15 protein-coding genes are annotated in these 15,610 nt (G+C 60.4%); 8 read left to right on the top strand and 7 right to left on the bottom strand.

The window, feature by feature from the left end; genetic code table 11:
- Nucleotides 1-35: 35 nt before the first annotated feature.
- The gene (locus ACB035_RS08105; protein WP_111901272.1) at nt 36-1,220 is read left to right on the top strand and encodes a MerR family transcriptional regulator; all 1,185 of its coding nucleotides are present in this window, start codon (nt 36-38) and stop codon (nt 1,218-1,220) included.
- A gap of 67 nt (nt 1,221-1,287) precedes the next feature.
- Here the strand turns inward: ACB035_RS08105 and lnt are convergent, their stop codons facing one another.
- From lnt to miaB, 5 genes are all read right to left on the bottom strand, one after another.
- A complete protein-coding gene (gene lnt / locus ACB035_RS08100) occupies nt 1,288-2,832 on the bottom strand; it encodes an apolipoprotein N-acyltransferase (protein ID WP_371167036.1) in 1,545 nt (514 codons plus the stop codon).
- Nucleotides 2,833-2,980: 148 nt separating this feature from the next.
- Nucleotides 2,981-3,865, bottom strand: a complete 885-nt coding sequence (corC, locus tag ACB035_RS08095) for a CNNM family magnesium/cobalt transport protein CorC (RefSeq protein ID WP_005354092.1) — start codon at nt 3,863-3,865, stop codon at nt 2,981-2,983.
- A 95-nt stretch (nt 3,866-3,960) separates the two neighbouring features.
- Nucleotides 3,961-4,425: an rRNA maturation RNase YbeY gene (gene ybeY / locus ACB035_RS08090; protein ID WP_371167035.1), complete on the bottom strand. Its 465-nt coding sequence runs from the start codon at nt 4,423-4,425 to the stop codon at nt 3,961-3,963.
- Complete coding sequence (locus tag ACB035_RS08085; protein WP_371167034.1) at nt 4,422-5,480, bottom strand: PhoH family protein; 1,059 nt, start codon at nt 5,478-5,480, stop codon at nt 4,422-4,424. The genes ybeY and ACB035_RS08085 overlap by 4 nt, the downstream gene beginning before the upstream one ends.
- 53 nt (nt 5,481-5,533) lie before the next feature.
- Nucleotides 5,534-6,967, bottom strand: a complete 1,434-nt coding sequence (gene miaB / locus ACB035_RS08080; RefSeq protein WP_371167033.1) for a tRNA (N6-isopentenyl adenosine(37)-C2)-methylthiotransferase MiaB — start codon at nt 6,965-6,967, stop codon at nt 5,534-5,536.
- Between the two features lie 265 nt (nt 6,968-7,232).
- Between miaB and ACB035_RS08075 the strand changes: the two genes are divergently transcribed.
- The 4 genes from ACB035_RS08075 (at nt 7,233) to ACB035_RS08060 (ending at nt 10,951) form a co-directional block, all read left to right on the top strand.
- Nucleotides 7,233-8,396, top strand: a complete 1,164-nt coding sequence (locus ACB035_RS08075) for an FAD-dependent oxidoreductase (RefSeq protein ID WP_371167032.1) — start codon at nt 7,233-7,235, stop codon at nt 8,394-8,396.
- Nucleotides 8,397-8,445: 49 nt separating this feature from the next.
- The gene (locus tag ACB035_RS08070; RefSeq protein WP_371167031.1) at nt 8,446-9,012 is read left to right on the top strand and encodes a cysteine hydrolase family protein; all 567 of its coding nucleotides are present in this window, start codon (nt 8,446-8,448) and stop codon (nt 9,010-9,012) included.
- Nucleotides 9,013-9,144: 132 nt separating this feature from the next.
- Nucleotides 9,145-9,813: an excalibur calcium-binding domain-containing protein gene (locus tag ACB035_RS08065; protein ID WP_371167078.1), complete on the top strand. Its 669-nt coding sequence runs from the start codon at nt 9,145-9,147 to the stop codon at nt 9,811-9,813.
- A 199-nt stretch (nt 9,814-10,012) separates the two neighbouring features.
- Complete coding sequence (locus ACB035_RS08060) at nt 10,013-10,951, top strand: diguanylate cyclase (protein WP_160881826.1); 939 nt, start codon at nt 10,013-10,015, stop codon at nt 10,949-10,951.
- A 100-nt stretch (nt 10,952-11,051) separates the two neighbouring features.
- On the opposite strand, the gene ACB035_RS08055 is transcribed toward ACB035_RS08060, so the two are convergent.
- Complete coding sequence (locus ACB035_RS08055) at nt 11,052-11,954, bottom strand: LysR family transcriptional regulator (RefSeq protein ID WP_371167030.1); 903 nt, start codon at nt 11,952-11,954, stop codon at nt 11,052-11,054.
- Nucleotides 11,955-12,070: 116 nt separating this feature from the next.
- Between ACB035_RS08055 and ACB035_RS08050 the strand changes: the two genes are divergently transcribed.
- Nucleotides 12,071-12,316 (top strand): hypothetical protein, encoded by a 246-nt coding sequence (locus ACB035_RS08050; RefSeq protein ID WP_129503447.1) that lies wholly within the window; start codon nt 12,071-12,073, stop codon nt 12,314-12,316.
- 8 nt (nt 12,317-12,324) lie between these two features.
- Nucleotides 12,325-12,975, top strand: a complete 651-nt coding sequence (locus ACB035_RS08045) for an HAD-IA family hydrolase (protein WP_371167029.1) — start codon at nt 12,325-12,327, stop codon at nt 12,973-12,975.
- A gap of 113 nt (nt 12,976-13,088) precedes the next feature.
- Here ACB035_RS08045 and ACB035_RS08040 read toward each other — a convergent pair whose 3' ends face one another.
- Nucleotides 13,089-13,691, bottom strand: a complete 603-nt coding sequence (locus ACB035_RS08040) for a nitroreductase family protein (protein WP_042082707.1) — start codon at nt 13,689-13,691, stop codon at nt 13,089-13,091.
- Nucleotides 13,692-13,939: 248 nt separating this feature from the next.
- Here ACB035_RS08040 and ACB035_RS08035 point away from each other — a divergent pair, with 248 nt between their 5' ends.
- The gene (locus ACB035_RS08035) at nt 13,940-15,490 is read left to right on the top strand and encodes a diguanylate cyclase domain-containing protein (RefSeq protein WP_335817321.1); all 1,551 of its coding nucleotides are present in this window, start codon (nt 13,940-13,942) and stop codon (nt 15,488-15,490) included.
- The last annotated feature ends 120 nt before the right edge of the window (nt 15,491-15,610 follow it).

The following is a 15,610-nucleotide window of genomic DNA, read 5'->3' as shown; positions in this document are numbered from 1 at the left end:
GGGTCACCTGAGGGCCCGCACCGTGAGTGATTGCCATGAAAATATCCGAACTGGCCCGCCGCTGCGGCCTCGCCCGCTCCACCCTGCTCTATTACGAGAAGCTGGGGGTGATTGCCGGTACCCGGGCCGCCAACGGCTATCGCCACTATGACGAGGGGGATCTGCAGCGACTGCAGATGGTGCAGGCCCTGCAGGCAGGTGGTCTCAGCCTCAAGCAGTGCCTCGCCTGTCTGGCTGGCGAGATAGATCAAGCGGCATTGCAGGCCCGGGTGAGGGAGCTGGATGAGGAGCTGGTGCGGATGCAGCGCGCCCGGGATCTGTTGGCGGATCTGACAGGGCTGCGCCCGCGCTCCGGTGAGGAATTCAAGGCCTGGCAGCTGCAACTGCAGCGCGAGGCTCCGGAGGCCTACTTCGCGTGGGTGATGAAACAGGGTTTTAGCGAGAAAGATCGCTACCACTTGCAATGGTTGAGCAAAGACATGAATGAGCATGAGCGTTACATCAAGGACTTTATCCAGCTGCTGGATGGCATGAGTTACTGGGGGCCGGGGGATCGCGCCTTCACCCAGCAGCAGTTTGCCGCCTTGCCCATCCGGCCGCGCCGGATCCTTGACATGGGCTGCGGGCGCGGGGCCTCGACCATGGCGCTGGCTCAGGTGACCGATGCCGACATTGTGGCCATCGATCTGGAAGAGGAGGCGCTGGCCGCCGTGGCGCACTCCGCCCGTGCAGCGGGCTTTGAGCATGTCTCCACCCTCTGCGCCAACATGGCGGCACTGCCGGACGATCTGGCCCCGGCCGACCTCATCTGGGCAGAGGGGAGCGCTTACGTGATGGGGGTTGCTAATGCGCTGAAGGCGTGGCGTCCGCTGCTCGCGAGCCCGCAGGCTTGCATCGTGCTCAGTGATGCGGTCTGGCTGACCGATAACCCGCCCGAGGAGGCGTTGGCATTCTGGCAGCAGGATTATCCCGCCATGCAGACGCTGGCGGGCCTGCTTGAGACGATACAAGCGGCAGGCTATCGCTGCCTGTCACACACTCCGTTGCCGATGAGCGCCTGGAACAACTATCTGGACCCTATCGAGGTCAATCTGGTGCGCTATCGAGACGAGCTGGGGGAGAGTGCCGCCTGGCAGGACTTGAGCCGGGAAGTGGCCATCCACCGCCAATATCTGGGCAGTTACGGCTATGTGATCTGCTGCCTGCAAAAAGATGCGTGATTAGCTGTCGTAAAAAAACGAGGCGCCTGCGGGCGCCTCGTTGTTTATCAGGGATGGTGGATGGCCATTACAGCTCGCGGGCCCAGGGGTGAGCCTTGGGGCGCAGCGCCAGCGCCAGACCCAGCAGCAGTACGGTCAGACCATAGAGGGGCCAGCTGCCAAAGCGCATGTAGGGGGTCTCGCCGTGGGCGGGACGCACCTCGCTGCGCAGCACGCCCGCTTCAAACTGCGGGATCTGGCCGATGATGCTGCCATCGATCTCGGTCACGATGGTGATGCCGGTGTTGGTGTCGCGCAGCAGCGGACGAGCCAGCTCCAGCGCGCGCATCCGGGCGATCTCCATATGCTGCCAGGGGCCTATGCTGGTGCCAAACCAGGCGTCGTTGGAGACGGTCAGCAGGAAGTCGGTATCGGCATTGACGTTGCGGCGCACCTCCTCCGGGAAGATGATCTCGTAGCAGATGGCGGCGGCAAACTTGAGCCCCTTGGCGATCAGGTTGGGCTGCACTTCGTCACCCCGGCTGAAGGAGGACATCGGCAGGTTGAAGAAGGGGGCGATGGGGCGCAACAGATCTTCAAACGGCACGAACTCGCCGATGGGCAGCAGGTGGTATTTGTTGTAGCGGTTGGGGTGGTTGTAGAAGTAGGACTCCTTGCCATCCGCATCCTGCACCCCCATGCCGAGCACGGTATTGTAGAAACGCTGTTGCTGCTCGTCGTAGTGAATGATCCCGGCCAGCAGGCCGGTATCGTTCACCTTCATCGCCTTGTCCAGATTCTCCAGATAGGGGCCCATCGCCTTCTCGATGGCCGGGATCGCCGACTCCGGCCAGATGATGATGTCGGCATCCTGATTCTCGCGGCTCAAGTCCTGATAGGTGCGCACCGTGGGGGCCAGCGCCTCCGGATCCCACTTGAGGGACTGGGCGATATTTCCCTGCACCAGCGCCACCTTGACCGGTTCGCCACGGGTTACCCAGTTGAGCTGCATCAGGCCGTGAGCGCCGGCAGCCAGCAGGGCGGGCACCGCCAGCCACAGTGGCGAGCGGGACTTCCACACCAGCCAGATAGCGGAAGCGGAGAACAGCAGAGCAAGGGTGATGCCTTGCACCCCGAGAATGGGGGCAAAGCCCTTGAGGGGGCCGTCGATCTGGCTGTAGCCAAACCAGAGCCAGGGGAAGCCGGTCATCACCCAGCCGCGCAGCCAGTCAGCGACCAACCACAAGGCCGGGAAGGCGAGCAGCCAGCGGCTCCAGTGACGGCCGCCAAAGAAGCGGGCAAAGACCCAGCAGGCGAGCGTCGGGTAGAGGGCCAGATAGGCGGAGAGCCCGGCCAGCAGCACAAAGGCGACCGGCAGCGGGATGCCGCCAAACTCGGTCATGCTGACATGGATCCACCATAGCCCCGGCAAAAAGAGTCCCATGGCGTAGCCAAAACCGCGCCAGGCAGCCTGTTTCGGCGTGGCTTTGTCCAGCAGGGCGTAGAGGCCAAGCAGGGAGGGGATCACCAGCGGCCAGTAGCCGAAGGGGGAGAAGGCCAGCACGGCGATGGCACCAGAGGCCAATGCACTGAGGCTTAACAGAATTTTGGAAGTAACAGGGGATAATCTCACGGGCGATGGTGCTCGTCTTGGTGTGCAACTGGGGTCGAATGGCCGGTATCTTAACCTGTAAGCGGGGCAACGGCGAGCCTCGATGCCGGTGGCAGAGAGCACAACGCCCCGAGGTCGGGGCGTTGTTTCACACATCGAGCGGATCTGCTTATTGCGGCTCGGATTGCGCCGCCGCGTGGTGCTCGGGGATCTTCACCTGCAGTTGCTGCAGACGGCGCCGGTCGGCATGCATCACCTTGAACAGGTAGCCGTCCAGCTCGATCTCCTCGCCCTTCTTTGGCAGGTGGCTGAAGGCGTGCATCACCAGACCACCTACCGTATCTACCTCTTCATCGCTGAATTTGGTGCCGAAGAAGTCGTTGAAATCCTCGATCTCGGTCAGGGCGCTGATGGAGAAGACCCGCTTGCTGAGGCGGCGGATCTCGTCCGGCTCATCCTCGATGTCGTCAAACTCGTCGTCGATCTCGCCAACGATAAGTTCCAATATGTCTTCGATGGTCACCAGACCGGAGACGCCACCAAATTCGTCGACCACAATGGCCATGTGGTAGCGCTCTTCACGGAACTCCTTGAGCAGACGGTCAACCCGTTTACTTTCCGGCACGATCACCGTGGGGCGCAAGATTTTCTCGAGCTGCAGCGGCTCGCTGGCGTGATGGCCGCCAAACCCGAAGGGGAGCAGATCCTTGGCGAGCAGTATGCCCTCCACATGATCCTTGTCCTCGTTGATCACCGGGAAGCGGGAGTGACCGGACTCGATGATCACCGGCAGGATCGCATCCACCGGTTGGGACTTCTCGATGGTCACCATCTGGGAGCGGGGGATCATGATATCGCGCACGCGAAGATCGGCGATCTCCAGCACCCCCTCGATCATGTCCTTGGTGTCCTGATCGATGAGGTCGCGCTCTTCGGCATCGGCTATCACGTCTACCAAATCATTGCGGTCTTTTGGCTCGCCCTGGAAGAGTTGGCTGAGTTTGTCGAGCCAGGTTTTCTTCGGCGAGCCGGTACTAGGGTGATCGTCGGTCATTTTCTCTCTTGGTTACTCGTATAAACACACTTGAAATCGTGGTGGCTATATGAGGATGGGCATCGGCTGTTTCAAGGTGATGACCATCCTGCGGTTTACGCTTCGTCGTTCAGATAGGGATCGGCGAAACCCAGCTCCTGCATGATGTCGCGCTCGAGCGCTTCCATCTCTTCGGCTTCGTCATCCTCGATATGGTCATAACCTAGCAGATGCAGACTGCCGTGCACAACCATGTGGGCCCAGTGGGCCATCAGCGGCTTGCCCTGCTCAATGGCTTCCCGTTCCACCACTTGGCGGCAGATCACCAGATCGCCGAGCAGCGGCAGCTCCAGGCCGGGTGGGGCTTCGAACGGGAAGGAGAGCACGTTGGTGGGCTTGTCCTTGCCGCGATAGGTGAGGTTGAGCTCGTTGCTCTCCGCCTCGTCGACGATGCGCACCGTGACTTCGGCCTCCTGCTGGAAGCCGAGAAGGGTGCCGTCGAGCCAGCTCTGCAGCTGGGCTTCGGTGGGCAGGCCGTCGGTGCTGGCACTGGCCAGTTGCAGATCCAGGATGACGCTCATTGGGCACTCTCTTTGCTGATGCTTGCTTGGCTGGCGTGAGGGGCTAGCTTTTCGGCGGCCTGCTTGGCATCGAACGCCTCGTAAGCTTGCACGATGCGGGCCACCACCGGGTGGCGTACCACGTCTTTGGACTCGAAGAAGTTGAACGACAGACCATCGACCCCTGGCAGTACTTCCAGCGCATGGCGCAGGCCGGATTTGGCATTGCGCGGCAGGTCTACCTGGGTGATGTCACCGGTGACCACCGCCTTGGAGTTGAAGCCGATGCGGGTCAGGAACATCTTCATCTGCTCGGTAGTGGTGTTCTGGGCCTCATCGAGAATGATAAAGGCGTCATTGAGGGTTCTTCCGCGCATATAGGCGAGTGGCGCCACTTCGATGATGTTGCGCTCCATCAGCTTCTCCACCCGCTCAAAGCCCAGCATCTCGAACAGGGCGTCGTAGAGCGGGCGCAGGTAGGGATCCACCTTCTGGGAGAGATCGCCTGGCAGGAAGCCGAGCTTCTCGCCCGCTTCCACCGCCGGGCGGGTCAGCAGAATGCGACGGATCTCCTGGCGTTCCAGTGCATCCACTGCCGCCGCCACCGCCAGATAGGTCTTGCCGGTCCCGGCAGGGCCGATGCCGAAGCAGATGTCGTGGCGCACGATATTGGCGATGTACTGGGCCTGGTTGGGGCTGCGCGGCTTGATGAGCCCACGCTTGGTCTTGACCGTCACCTCCTTGCCATAGGGGATGCTCGGCGCCGGTTCCTCATCCTGTTCCAGCACCCGAGACTCCTGAATGGCCAGATGGACCATGTCGGGGGTGATGTCGGTCACCTTGCCGCCTTTGAGGGGCTGGGTTTCCACATAGAGGTGCTTGAGGATAACGGCAGCGGCATCCAGTTGGGCTGGTTTGCCCACCAGCTGGAAGTGGTTGTCACGGTAGCTGATCTCGACGCCGAGGCGGCGCTCCAGCTGCTTGATGTTGTCATCGAAGGGGCCGCAGAGACTGGCAAGGCGCTGGTTGTCGGCAGGATCCAGATGCAGATTCAGGGTCGAGATGTGTCGGCTCACAATATCCTCGTATCGGGGCGCTCCCCATCCGCCAAGCGGATAGGGAGGGAAAATTAATGGGGAGTGAAGGCTGCTACACCCAGCTCGTCCGGCACATTGTCCGGGCGACGGGCCAGGATCTCGCTCGGGGCGGTGGCGATGCGCAGGTTCATCTCGCTCTCGCCGCGGATGAATTTGCCGCGCAGGGAGTTGGGACGTACTTCGGTGATCTCCACGTCGGCAAAGCCGCCGATCAGGGTGTGCGGACCTTCGAAGTTGACCACCCGGTTGTTCTCGGTGCGGCCGCACAACTGCATCGGGTCGAGCTTGGAGGGCCCTTCCACCAGAATGCGCTGGGTAGTGCCCAGCATAGCGCGGCCAATCTGCATCGCCTGGTTGTTGATGACGTGCTGCAGGCGGCTCAGACGGGCTTTTTTCACTTCCATGTCGACGTCATCGGGCAGGTCGGCGGCAGGGGTTCCGGGGCGTGGGCTATAGATGAAGCTGAAGCTCATATCGAAACCCACATCCTCGATCAGCTTCATGGTCGCTTCAAAGTCTTCGTCCGTCTCATTCGGGAAGCCAACGATGAAGTCGGAACTGATGGTGATGTCGGGACGGGCGGCGCGCAGGCGACGGATCTTGGACTTGTACTCCAGCACGGTGTGCGGGCGCTTCATCATGGTAAGAATACGGTCGGAGCCGCTCTGCACCGGCAGGTGAAGGAAGCTGACCACTTCCGGAGTGTCCTTGTAGACCTCGATGATGTCGTCGGTGAACTCGATGGGGTGACTGGTGGTGTAGCGAATGCGATCGATGCCGTCGATGGCGGCCACCAGCCGCAGCAGCTCGGCGAAGGTGCAGATGCCACCGTCGAAGGTCGAGCCCCGGTAGGCGTTGACGTTCTGGCCGAGCAGGTTCACTTCGCGCACGCCCTGCTGGGCGAGCTGGGCGATTTCGTAGAGCACGTCGTCCAGCGGACGGCTCACCTCTTCACCGCGGGTGTAGGGCACCACGCAGAAGGAGCAGTATTTGGAACAGCCTTCCATGATGGAAACGAAGGCGGTGGCCCCTTCGGCGCGCGGTTCGGGCAGACTGTCGAATTTTTCGATCTCGGGGAAGGCGATATCAACCTGGGCACCACGGCCCTCTTGCACTTCCTTGATCATGGCGGGCAGGCGATGCAGGGTCTGCGGGCCGAACACGATATCCACATAGGGAGCGCGCTGGCGGATGGCATCGCCCTCCTGAGAGGCAACGCAGCCACCCACGCCGATCACCAGACCAGGCTTGTTGGCCTTGAGCTTTTTCCAGCGTCCCAGCTGGTGGAACACCTTCTCCTGCGCCTTTTCGCGGATGGAGCAGGTATTCAGCAGCAAGACATCTGCCTCTTCGGGCTCTTCGGTAAGGGTGTAGCCATTGCTGGCATCCAACAGGTCGGCCATTTTGGACGAGTCATACTCGTTCATCTGGCAACCCCAAGTTTTAATGTGAAGTTTCTTGCTCATTGCTTCTCTTGACTTGTTTTGAAATCGGCATGGTCAAAGGACCGCGCATTTTACTCCGCAATCTGGATACTGCCTAGCTAATATCCAGCTGGCAATGGTGCTCACCCGATACCTGTTGCCAGCAAGCTCAATAAGCTTTCTCCTTGATTTGACGCAGCAATTCCCCGTTTGTCTCACTGTTTATCAGTCGCCCTTGCGCTATCATGCAGCCATCCGGTTCACGTCCGGGCGCTGTCGCCGGACGCACCCTTTCAGGAATAAATGTATGGAACAGTGTGATATCGCCATCGTCGGCGCCGGTATGGTGGGCGCCGCCACTGCCTGTCTGCTGGCGGCTCAGGGTCTCTCGGTGCGGGTCATCGAGACCCAACTGCCGGAGCATTACGCGCCGGAGCAGCCGCTGGATCTGCGGGTCTCCGCCATCAGTCAGGCCTCGGTGGCGCTGCTGGAGCAGGCCGGTGCCTGGCACCATCTGCAGCAGATGCGGCTCTGCCCCTACCGCCGGCTGGAGACCTGGGAGCTGGACGGCTTTGCCACCCGCTTCAATGCCGCCGATCTCGGTCTGCCCCAGCTCGGCTACATCATCGAAAACCGGCTGGTGCAGCTCGCCCTGCTCAAACGGATGGAGGATTTTCCCACCATCCAGACCCACACCCCGGCGGCGGTGACCAGCCTGCGCCAGAGTGCAGATGACGCTGTGCTGACTCTGGACGACGGCACCGAGCTGGCGGCCCGCTGGGTGCTGGCTTGCGACGGCGCCGAATCCCACACCCGCAAGCTGGCGGGTATCGGCGTATCGCGCTTCGAGTACCGCCAGCACTGCATGCTGATCAATATCGACACCGACTTTGCGCAGGAAGATATCACCTGGCAGCAGTTCACCCCGAGTGGCCCGCGCGCCTTCCTGCCGCTGCCCGGTCAGCACGGCTCTCTGGTGTGGTATGACAGCCCGACCCGAATCCGCGCGCTGGCTGCCATGAGCAACGAGGCGCTCGCCGCCGAAGTGCGTCGCCACTTCCCAAGCCGGCTTGGCGGATTTACCGTCACCGGCAAGGGGAGCTTCCCGCTGGTGCGCCGCCACGCTAACGACTATCACGCCGGTCGGGTGGTGTTGCTTGGCGATGCTGCCCACACCATCAACCCGCTGGCGGGGCAGGGGGTCAACCTCGGCTTCAAGGATGTGGCGTGCTGGGCTGATCTGCTGCAAGGAGCTGGCGCCGACTGGCATCAACTGGCGTTGGCCGAGCGTTACGAGCGGCGCCGTCGTCCCGACAACCTGCTGATGCAGTCGGGGATGGATCTCTTCTACGGGGTGTTCAGCAACGAGATTGGCCCCCTCAAGCTGGCCCGTAATCTGGCACTCAATCTGGCGGATAAAGCTGGCCCCTTAAAGGAAATGGCGCTGCGCTATGCACTGGGGCTGGTTTGACAGGTAGAAACCAGATAGCACGGGCTGAATGCGCGAAGGAGCAAAGGTGATGAACAAGGCACTGCTGGTGATCGATTTTATCAACGATATTGCCCATCCCGACGGGCGCATTGCCGCCTCGGCAGCCCACGTGGTGGAGCAGGATGCCATTGCGCATGCCAATCAGGCGCTGGCCCATGCCCGCGCCCACGGTTGGCTGGTAGTGCTGATCAAGGTGGGCTTTGACGGCGGCTATCAGCTGCAACCCAAAGGCTCCCCCATGTTTGGTCGGGCTCACCAGCAGGGTGCGCTCTCGCTTACCGACCCAGGCACCGACTTTCATCCTGATCTGGATGTGCAACCCGGTGATCTGGTGCTGGCCAAGCCCAGGGTCAGCCCCTTCTACGGCACGGCGCTGGAGCCTGCGCTGCGGGCCAATCACATCGACCACCTCTATCTGTGCGGGGTGAGCACCAGCTGGGCCATTCAGGCGGCAGCGCGGGATGGTCACGATCGCGACTACGCCATCACCATTCTGGAGGATGCCTGCGCCGCCGCAGATGCCACCGAGCATCACACCTCGCTGCGGATGCTGGGTCGCATCGCCGAGATCATCAAGGTGTCCCGGCTGGCTTGACCCTTAACGCAGGCTGCGCTCGATCACCGTTTTGAGATTGACTCAGCGGCCCCCTGTCGGGCCGCAGCGCTTTTGGGCAACATGATTGTCGGGCAAGATAGTGCTCACATGGATAACAACAAGGATGGACAGATGCGTTATCAGGGACGGATCGCGAGCTGGAACGAGGCGCGCGGCTTTGGCTTTATTACGCCGGAGCAAAATGGCGCCGAGCAGGCAATCAATGGATCACGCAGTGCAGGGCTGTTTGTGCATGTTACGGCGCTGCAATCAGATGGCCGGGTGCCCGAGCCGGGGGAGCGTGTCACCTATCTGATCGGCAGTGGCCAGGATGGCAAACCGAGGGCGTTACAGGTCTTTTTCCCCGATCGCCCGCTCACGTTGGCGGATGCCGTGCCGTCGGCCGCATCATCAGCGGCGTCATCGTTTCGGGCGGCAAGTCAGCCGCCACGACTCACTTCTACCAGAGAGCGGAGTAACCCCTATCGACGTCGCAAGAGCAGCTGGAGTGGCAAATTGATCCCTCTGCTGGTGCTCGTCGGCCTCTTTTCCATCTATTCCCGTTTCTCGGCCGAGTCGATGGCGCCATTGCCGGTTTCCTCTTTCAATCAGAAGGAGGTCAGCACCACTGTGAGCACGCCACAGACAACGACCTTTATTCGCCAGTGTGATGGTCGGCAGCATTGCTCCCAGATGACCTCCTGCGAGGAGGCAACCTGGTTTTTGCAACATTGTCCGAACACCAAAATGGACGGAGAGGGCGATGGCATCCCCTGCGAAAATCAGTGGTGCGGTCATTAAATGTGACTTATCAGAGACATATGCTCATGATGTGCTCTTGTTATCCGGAACAGGGAAACTGGCCTGAAACCTTGCCGTATGGTGTTCGATGGTGAAATTTGGTCTCAGTTGGCTAAGTGGGAACGGGGTGCTTTACTCTATCTGCTGACTTAATTGTTAATAGATGGCGGTATGCCACTTTTGCCACAGGATGGCCACCATGGCGGATGATATACAGACGCGGCAGAGTCACTTCGCCGAGCGAGCCCATCATCTGGCTGCGCTGCTGGATTCGCTGGAAGACCAGATATCGGTGATAGATCGGGATGGCGTGATCCATTACACCAATCTCGCCTGGGATCTGTTTGCCGAGCAAAACGGCATGCCCAAGGGATATAACTGGATTGGGGTCAATTACATGGGGGCTTGTGACGCTGAATCCGAGCCCTCTGGATTGGCTGCCGTGGAGGGGATCCTCCGGGTTATCCGTCATCAGCAGGAGAAGTTCTATCTGGAATACCCCTGCCACAGCCCCGACACCCAGCGCTGGTTTATGATGCGAGTAGCGCCGGTACCCGGGCTTGATGCCGAGTATTTTTCCATCGCCCATATCAATATCACCGAGCGCAAGCTGCTGGAGCTGGAAGTTGCCAGCCTCTCCCAACATGATCCCTTGACCGGGCTGGCCAATCGGCGGCTGTTCAACAGTTTTTTGCATAACGAGTGGCGGCGCAGCATGCGTGAACATACCCCGCTCTCCCTCATCATGCTGGATCTGGATAACTTCAAGGCGTGCAATGACCATCTTGGTCATCAGATGGGAGATGGCTCCCTCCAGCTGGTGGGCCATCTTCTGCAATCCTTCTGCCAGCGTCCGGCGGATCTGCCCTGCCGTTTTGGTGGTGACGAGTTTGCTCTGATCCTCGGCAATACCGATCGAGATGCGGCCCAGCGGATTGGAGAGGAGATCCGCCAGGCCATCAACGATCTCGACATCGTGGTGGCAAATAATATTCAGCTTAGCGCCAGCATTGGCATTGCCACCTACACGGCAGAGCAACCGCTGGAGGGAGAAGGGGCGTTGCTGGCTGCGGCCGATGCGGCGCTTTATTGCGCCAAGGGGGCGGGTAAAAACCGTAGCCACTGTGCCAGCTGTTGAGCCGCATTGCCGCTTTTGTCCTGCATGCGCCCCCTTGATGGGGGCACACTGTTTTTTGGCTGGTCACGGTGTTAGCTACCAGCAAGCGTTGGTTTCAGCGCTAGGGTGTGGCCGACACCGGCAGGGGATGGCTGGCGATCACCTGCCTGACGAAGTGATCCCGGATGGGGTCGGCAAAGTCCGGATTCCATACCATGCTGACCTCCCACTCGGAGCTGGGACCAGAGAGAGGATAGAGGGTGACATCGGGCCCTGCGATAAAGCTGACGCTGCGTGGCAGGATGGCGTTGCCGATACCCGCCGCAACCAACGCCACCAGCGTCTGGATATCTTCGGCCTCCTGGACCATGCCGGTCAGCCGATTGGCGCCGAGGAAACCGGCGATCTGCTGGCTGAGCCCGGGGCAGCGGTGGCCCACCATCTGCAACAGGGGTTGACTGGTCAGTGCCTGCTGGACGTCGAATGCGGCCGGATCTGGTTCGGTCATTCGTGTCGGCACCGCCAGCACCAGCCGGTCGATCAGCAGTCTGTGCTCCTGCAACTGCGGCATCTGAGGTCTGCGCATAAAGCCAAGCTGTAACTGGCCGGAGAGCAGCTGCTCCTGCTGGATGGCGGAGGGCATATCCTGCAGATGGACCATCACGTCCGTGACCTGCTGTTTGAAGCGGGCCACCAGCGCAGGGGCCAGCGCGAAACTCGACAGGCCAAACCCAATCTTGAGCCGACCGGCCACGCCACTCGCCACCGCCAGCGCGTGACGTTCAAACTCCCTGCCGTGTTTGACCAGTGCGCTTGCCTGAGTGAGCAGCTGGGCGCCGAGCGCCGTCAGCTCGGCGCCGTGGCGGCCCCGTTTGAACAGGGTGCAGCCCAGCGTCTGCTCCAGCCCCTGGATCTGCTTGGTGAGGGCCGGCTGGGTGATAAAGAGGCGGCTGGCCGCTTCCCGGTAGTTGGCGGTGTCGGCCAGCGTCACAAACGCCTGCAGTTGCCTCAAGTCGAATTTCATTCCAATTGGTTATCCAAAGTGGCGACTTATTGATTATAAATTATCTAATCGCCTTGTTCTAATGGCTTGGCAAGGGAGGAATCGCCCTCCTCTGAACCGGAACAAGGAGCCATATCATGTCTACCCAACGCTATCTCTTTTTGATCAAGGGCACGCTGGTGCTGGCCCAGCCATTGGTGGCCCCGGAGACGGGGGAGCTGCTCGCCAGCCTGTTGCAACAGGGGTTTGTGGTCGGCCCCTTGCAAGTGTGGGCTGGCAGTGCCGAGCAGGCGTTGGCCTGTTATGAGCGTGCCGCCCAGCAGCAGGCCTTTGCCGATGCACTCTCTGGCTCTCTGCCCGAGCTGGCCGGGGTGCCTGTATGAGTGCTGGCATGAACACGATCACCCTGTCGGTATCCGCCCTGCTGCTCGATATGGATGGCACTCTGGTCTGCTCGACCGGCGATGTGGAGAAGGTGTGGCGGCTCTGGTGTCAGCATCATCAGCTGGCCCCCGAGCCGGTGCTGGCGATGTGCCACGGCATGCGCTCGCGAGAGGTGATCCGGGCGCTGGCCCCGCAACTGGATGTCGAGCGGGAGGCGGCGCGGCTCGACGAGCTGGAGATGCTGCATACCGGTGGCGACGCCATCTTTGGGGCTGGCGAGTTGCTGCGCCGCTTGCCGCCAGAGCATTGGGCCATCGTGACCTCCGCCAGCCAGCGGGTTGCTCGTCATCGCCTGAGTTGTGCCTGTTTGCCGCTGCCCAACCTGCTGGTGGGGGCCGAAGCTGTGATCAATGGCAAGCCCGATCCCGAGCCCTATCTGCTGGGAGCCAAACGGCTTGGCGTGTCGCCCGCTCGTTGTCTGGTGTTCGAGGATGCCCCGGCCGGTATCGAGAGCGCCCTGCGTGCAGGTTGCACCGTGGTGCAGGTAGGGGGCGATGCGCCGCTCAATCCGGCTGTGGTGGCGGTGATCCGCGACTGGCGCGAGGTGAAGGTGGAGTTGGAGGAAGGCGAGTCCCTGTTGGTGAGGCTGCTCACTTGAGCGGTGGATAGAGCGTATTACGACCGCAGATTGCGGTATGAACCATCGCCATCAACACTGCATGCCGCAATAAAAACGCCCCCGAGATGCGGGGGCGTTTGCTATCTCAACGGTTATTTGAAAACACGGAAACGGGTAGCGTCGTCGATAAAGGTCTTGTCGCCGGCCGGTTGCTTGATGCTGCCAAAGGGCATTTGGGCACGCAGCAGCCAACTGGCGGGCAGATTCCACTCCTTGCGTACCGCCTCGTCGATCAGCGGGTTGTAGTGCTGCAGGGAGGCGCCGACTTTCTCCTGTGCCAGCGTCGTCCAGACCGCAAACTGGGCGATACCGGTGGCATGTTCCGACCAGATAGGGAAGTTGTCGGCGTAGAGGGCGAATTTTTGCTGCAGATCCTTGATGACGTCGGTGTCTTCGAAGAAGAGCACGGTACCGAAGCCTGCGCGGAAGCTGCCATCTACCTTGGCCTCACTCTGGGCGTAGGCCTCCGGCGGCACAATCTTTTTCAGCTCGGCTTTGACGATATCCCACAGCTTGTGGTGCTGGGCGCCAAACAGGATGACGGCACGGGAGCTCTGGGAGTTGAAGGAGGAGGGGCTGTGCCTGATGGCATCCTGGATCAGGGTCGTCAGCTGCTCCGGCGTATGGGACACCTGGTCGCCCAGGGCATAGATGGTACGACGTGCTTTGATCTGTTCGATAAACGGACTGCTCATAACATCTCCTTGTTCTGCTTGGCGTTGCAGCCGGTGATGGACGGTTTGTCCAGCGCCTGCCGAATCAGGTATAGACTATAACACCCGCGATGCAGAGCGGGGTTAACCCGGGGTAACTAGCGTTTTTCCTGTCAGTTGATATTCGTTTGCGAACCCTGACGTTTTGTTAGTGTTGGAAGTGTCATTTAAGGGGCGCGAAAGTGATATTAATCAATGATTCACTCTCCTTTCTCTCCCACAATCCCCTCATGTTTTCTTGGTTCGGATGTGATGTGAGCCGTTCGTATCTCAATAAACGCTACTATGTGCTGGTCCCCCTCTCTGCATTGATTGGTTTGATGATCCTGATCGTGACGATCATCATGGCTATTGCCAGCTATCTGAGGGATATCGACATGACGGTATCCGGCTTCGGCCACATGGCATCCTCCGTTGAAGCGTCCCTGATCCACGAGATGGTGAAGGTCAATGAGCGGCAACTGGCGGTGCTGGAGGCCTCGCTCGACAAGGAGAAGATCGCTCGCGGCGGGCTGGCCGACTCCCCCATCTGGGCCATTGCGCACAAGATCAAACCAGGCAACCACTACATCTACTTTTACAACCTGAACGCGGATCGTATCGACAGCTACCCGGACTGGCTACCGCCCCCCGGTTATCAGGCGGCGCTGCGACCCTGGTATCAGGTGACCACCATGCCGGGCGACGAGCTCGTCTGGTTTGGCCCCTACCCTGAATACAATACCAATGAACTGATACTCAGCCTGATTAAACGGGTGCGGGACGATCAGGGGCAACTGCTGGGTCTGCTGATGGTCGACATGTCATTCGACTCGCTGCAGCAGGCGCTGCAGCGGACGGTTGGCGGCAATCAGGCCGCACTCTATCTTACCTTGCGCGACAGCGGCCAGCTGGTGGTGGGCAGCAATATGGATCTGCTGGCAGATCACCCTATCGAGCAGCATCAGGGCCAGCAGTGGCTCGGTCTGGATGTGTTGTGTCATGGCACCTTCCTTAAGCGCGAGCTGGCGGATATTGGCTGGGATCTCAATATCTATCTGCCGCCCGTGCTGTTTCGCAACAGCCTCTATGAGGCGCTGCAGATGGTGGTTTTGCCATTGATCTCCCTGTTTGCCATCTGGTGTTGCACGCTGAGTCTGCTGGTGCGGATCTTCCGCCAGGAGCAGGCGCTGGTGTCGGGGTCATTGACCGGTATCGTGCGCAATCTGGAGAGTTCTCCCCCCATCACCAAGGCCAATACCTGGTTTGTGCGACGCAGCCTGAACGAGATCGATCAGGTCAGGGCCAGCTTCCTCAAGGGGCAGGATGCGCTGTTGCGGGACCCTCTGACCGGTATCATGAACCGGCGAGCCTTCGAGCAGCACAAGACGGCGCTGGAGCTGAGGGGGGAGCGCTTCTGGCTGCTGCTGTTTGATATTGATCACTTCAAAGGACTCAATGACAGTCGGGGTCATGCCTTCGGCGATCAGGTGCTGTGTCGGGTGGCCAACTGTCTTGCTGATGTGCTGGGGGTGAGCACAGTTTACCGGATTGGTGGCGATGAGTTTGCCGCTCTGCTGCAACAGCCACAGGATGAGCTGGCGGAGAAGCTCAATTGTCTGCTGGACGTGGTGCGACATCAACAGTGGCGTGAGCACAAGGGACAGGTCACCTTGAGTATCGGCGGCGCCTGCCATTCACCCGTCGCCGACCCCATCTTCGAGCGTGCTGATGCGGCCCTTTATCGTAGCAAGGAGGCTGGCCGGGACTGCTGGCATCTGGCGGATGAGGCTGCTGACTGACAGCTTTTGTCCCAGCGCGGCGGGTCTGTGCCGGGACACGACAACCAGATTGTGGGTCACTCTGCCGTAATCGTTTGGCTTTTTGGTGATTTTAATCTTTAAATTCAATCACTTGATTTT

This window comes from Aeromonas sp. S12(2024), from assembly GCF_041402305.1.
Lineage (GTDB): Bacteria > Pseudomonadota > Gammaproteobacteria > Enterobacterales > Aeromonadaceae > Aeromonas > Aeromonas veronii.
Note: the sequence above shows the minus strand (reverse complement) of the source record. Positions and strands in the feature narration are given on the sequence as shown.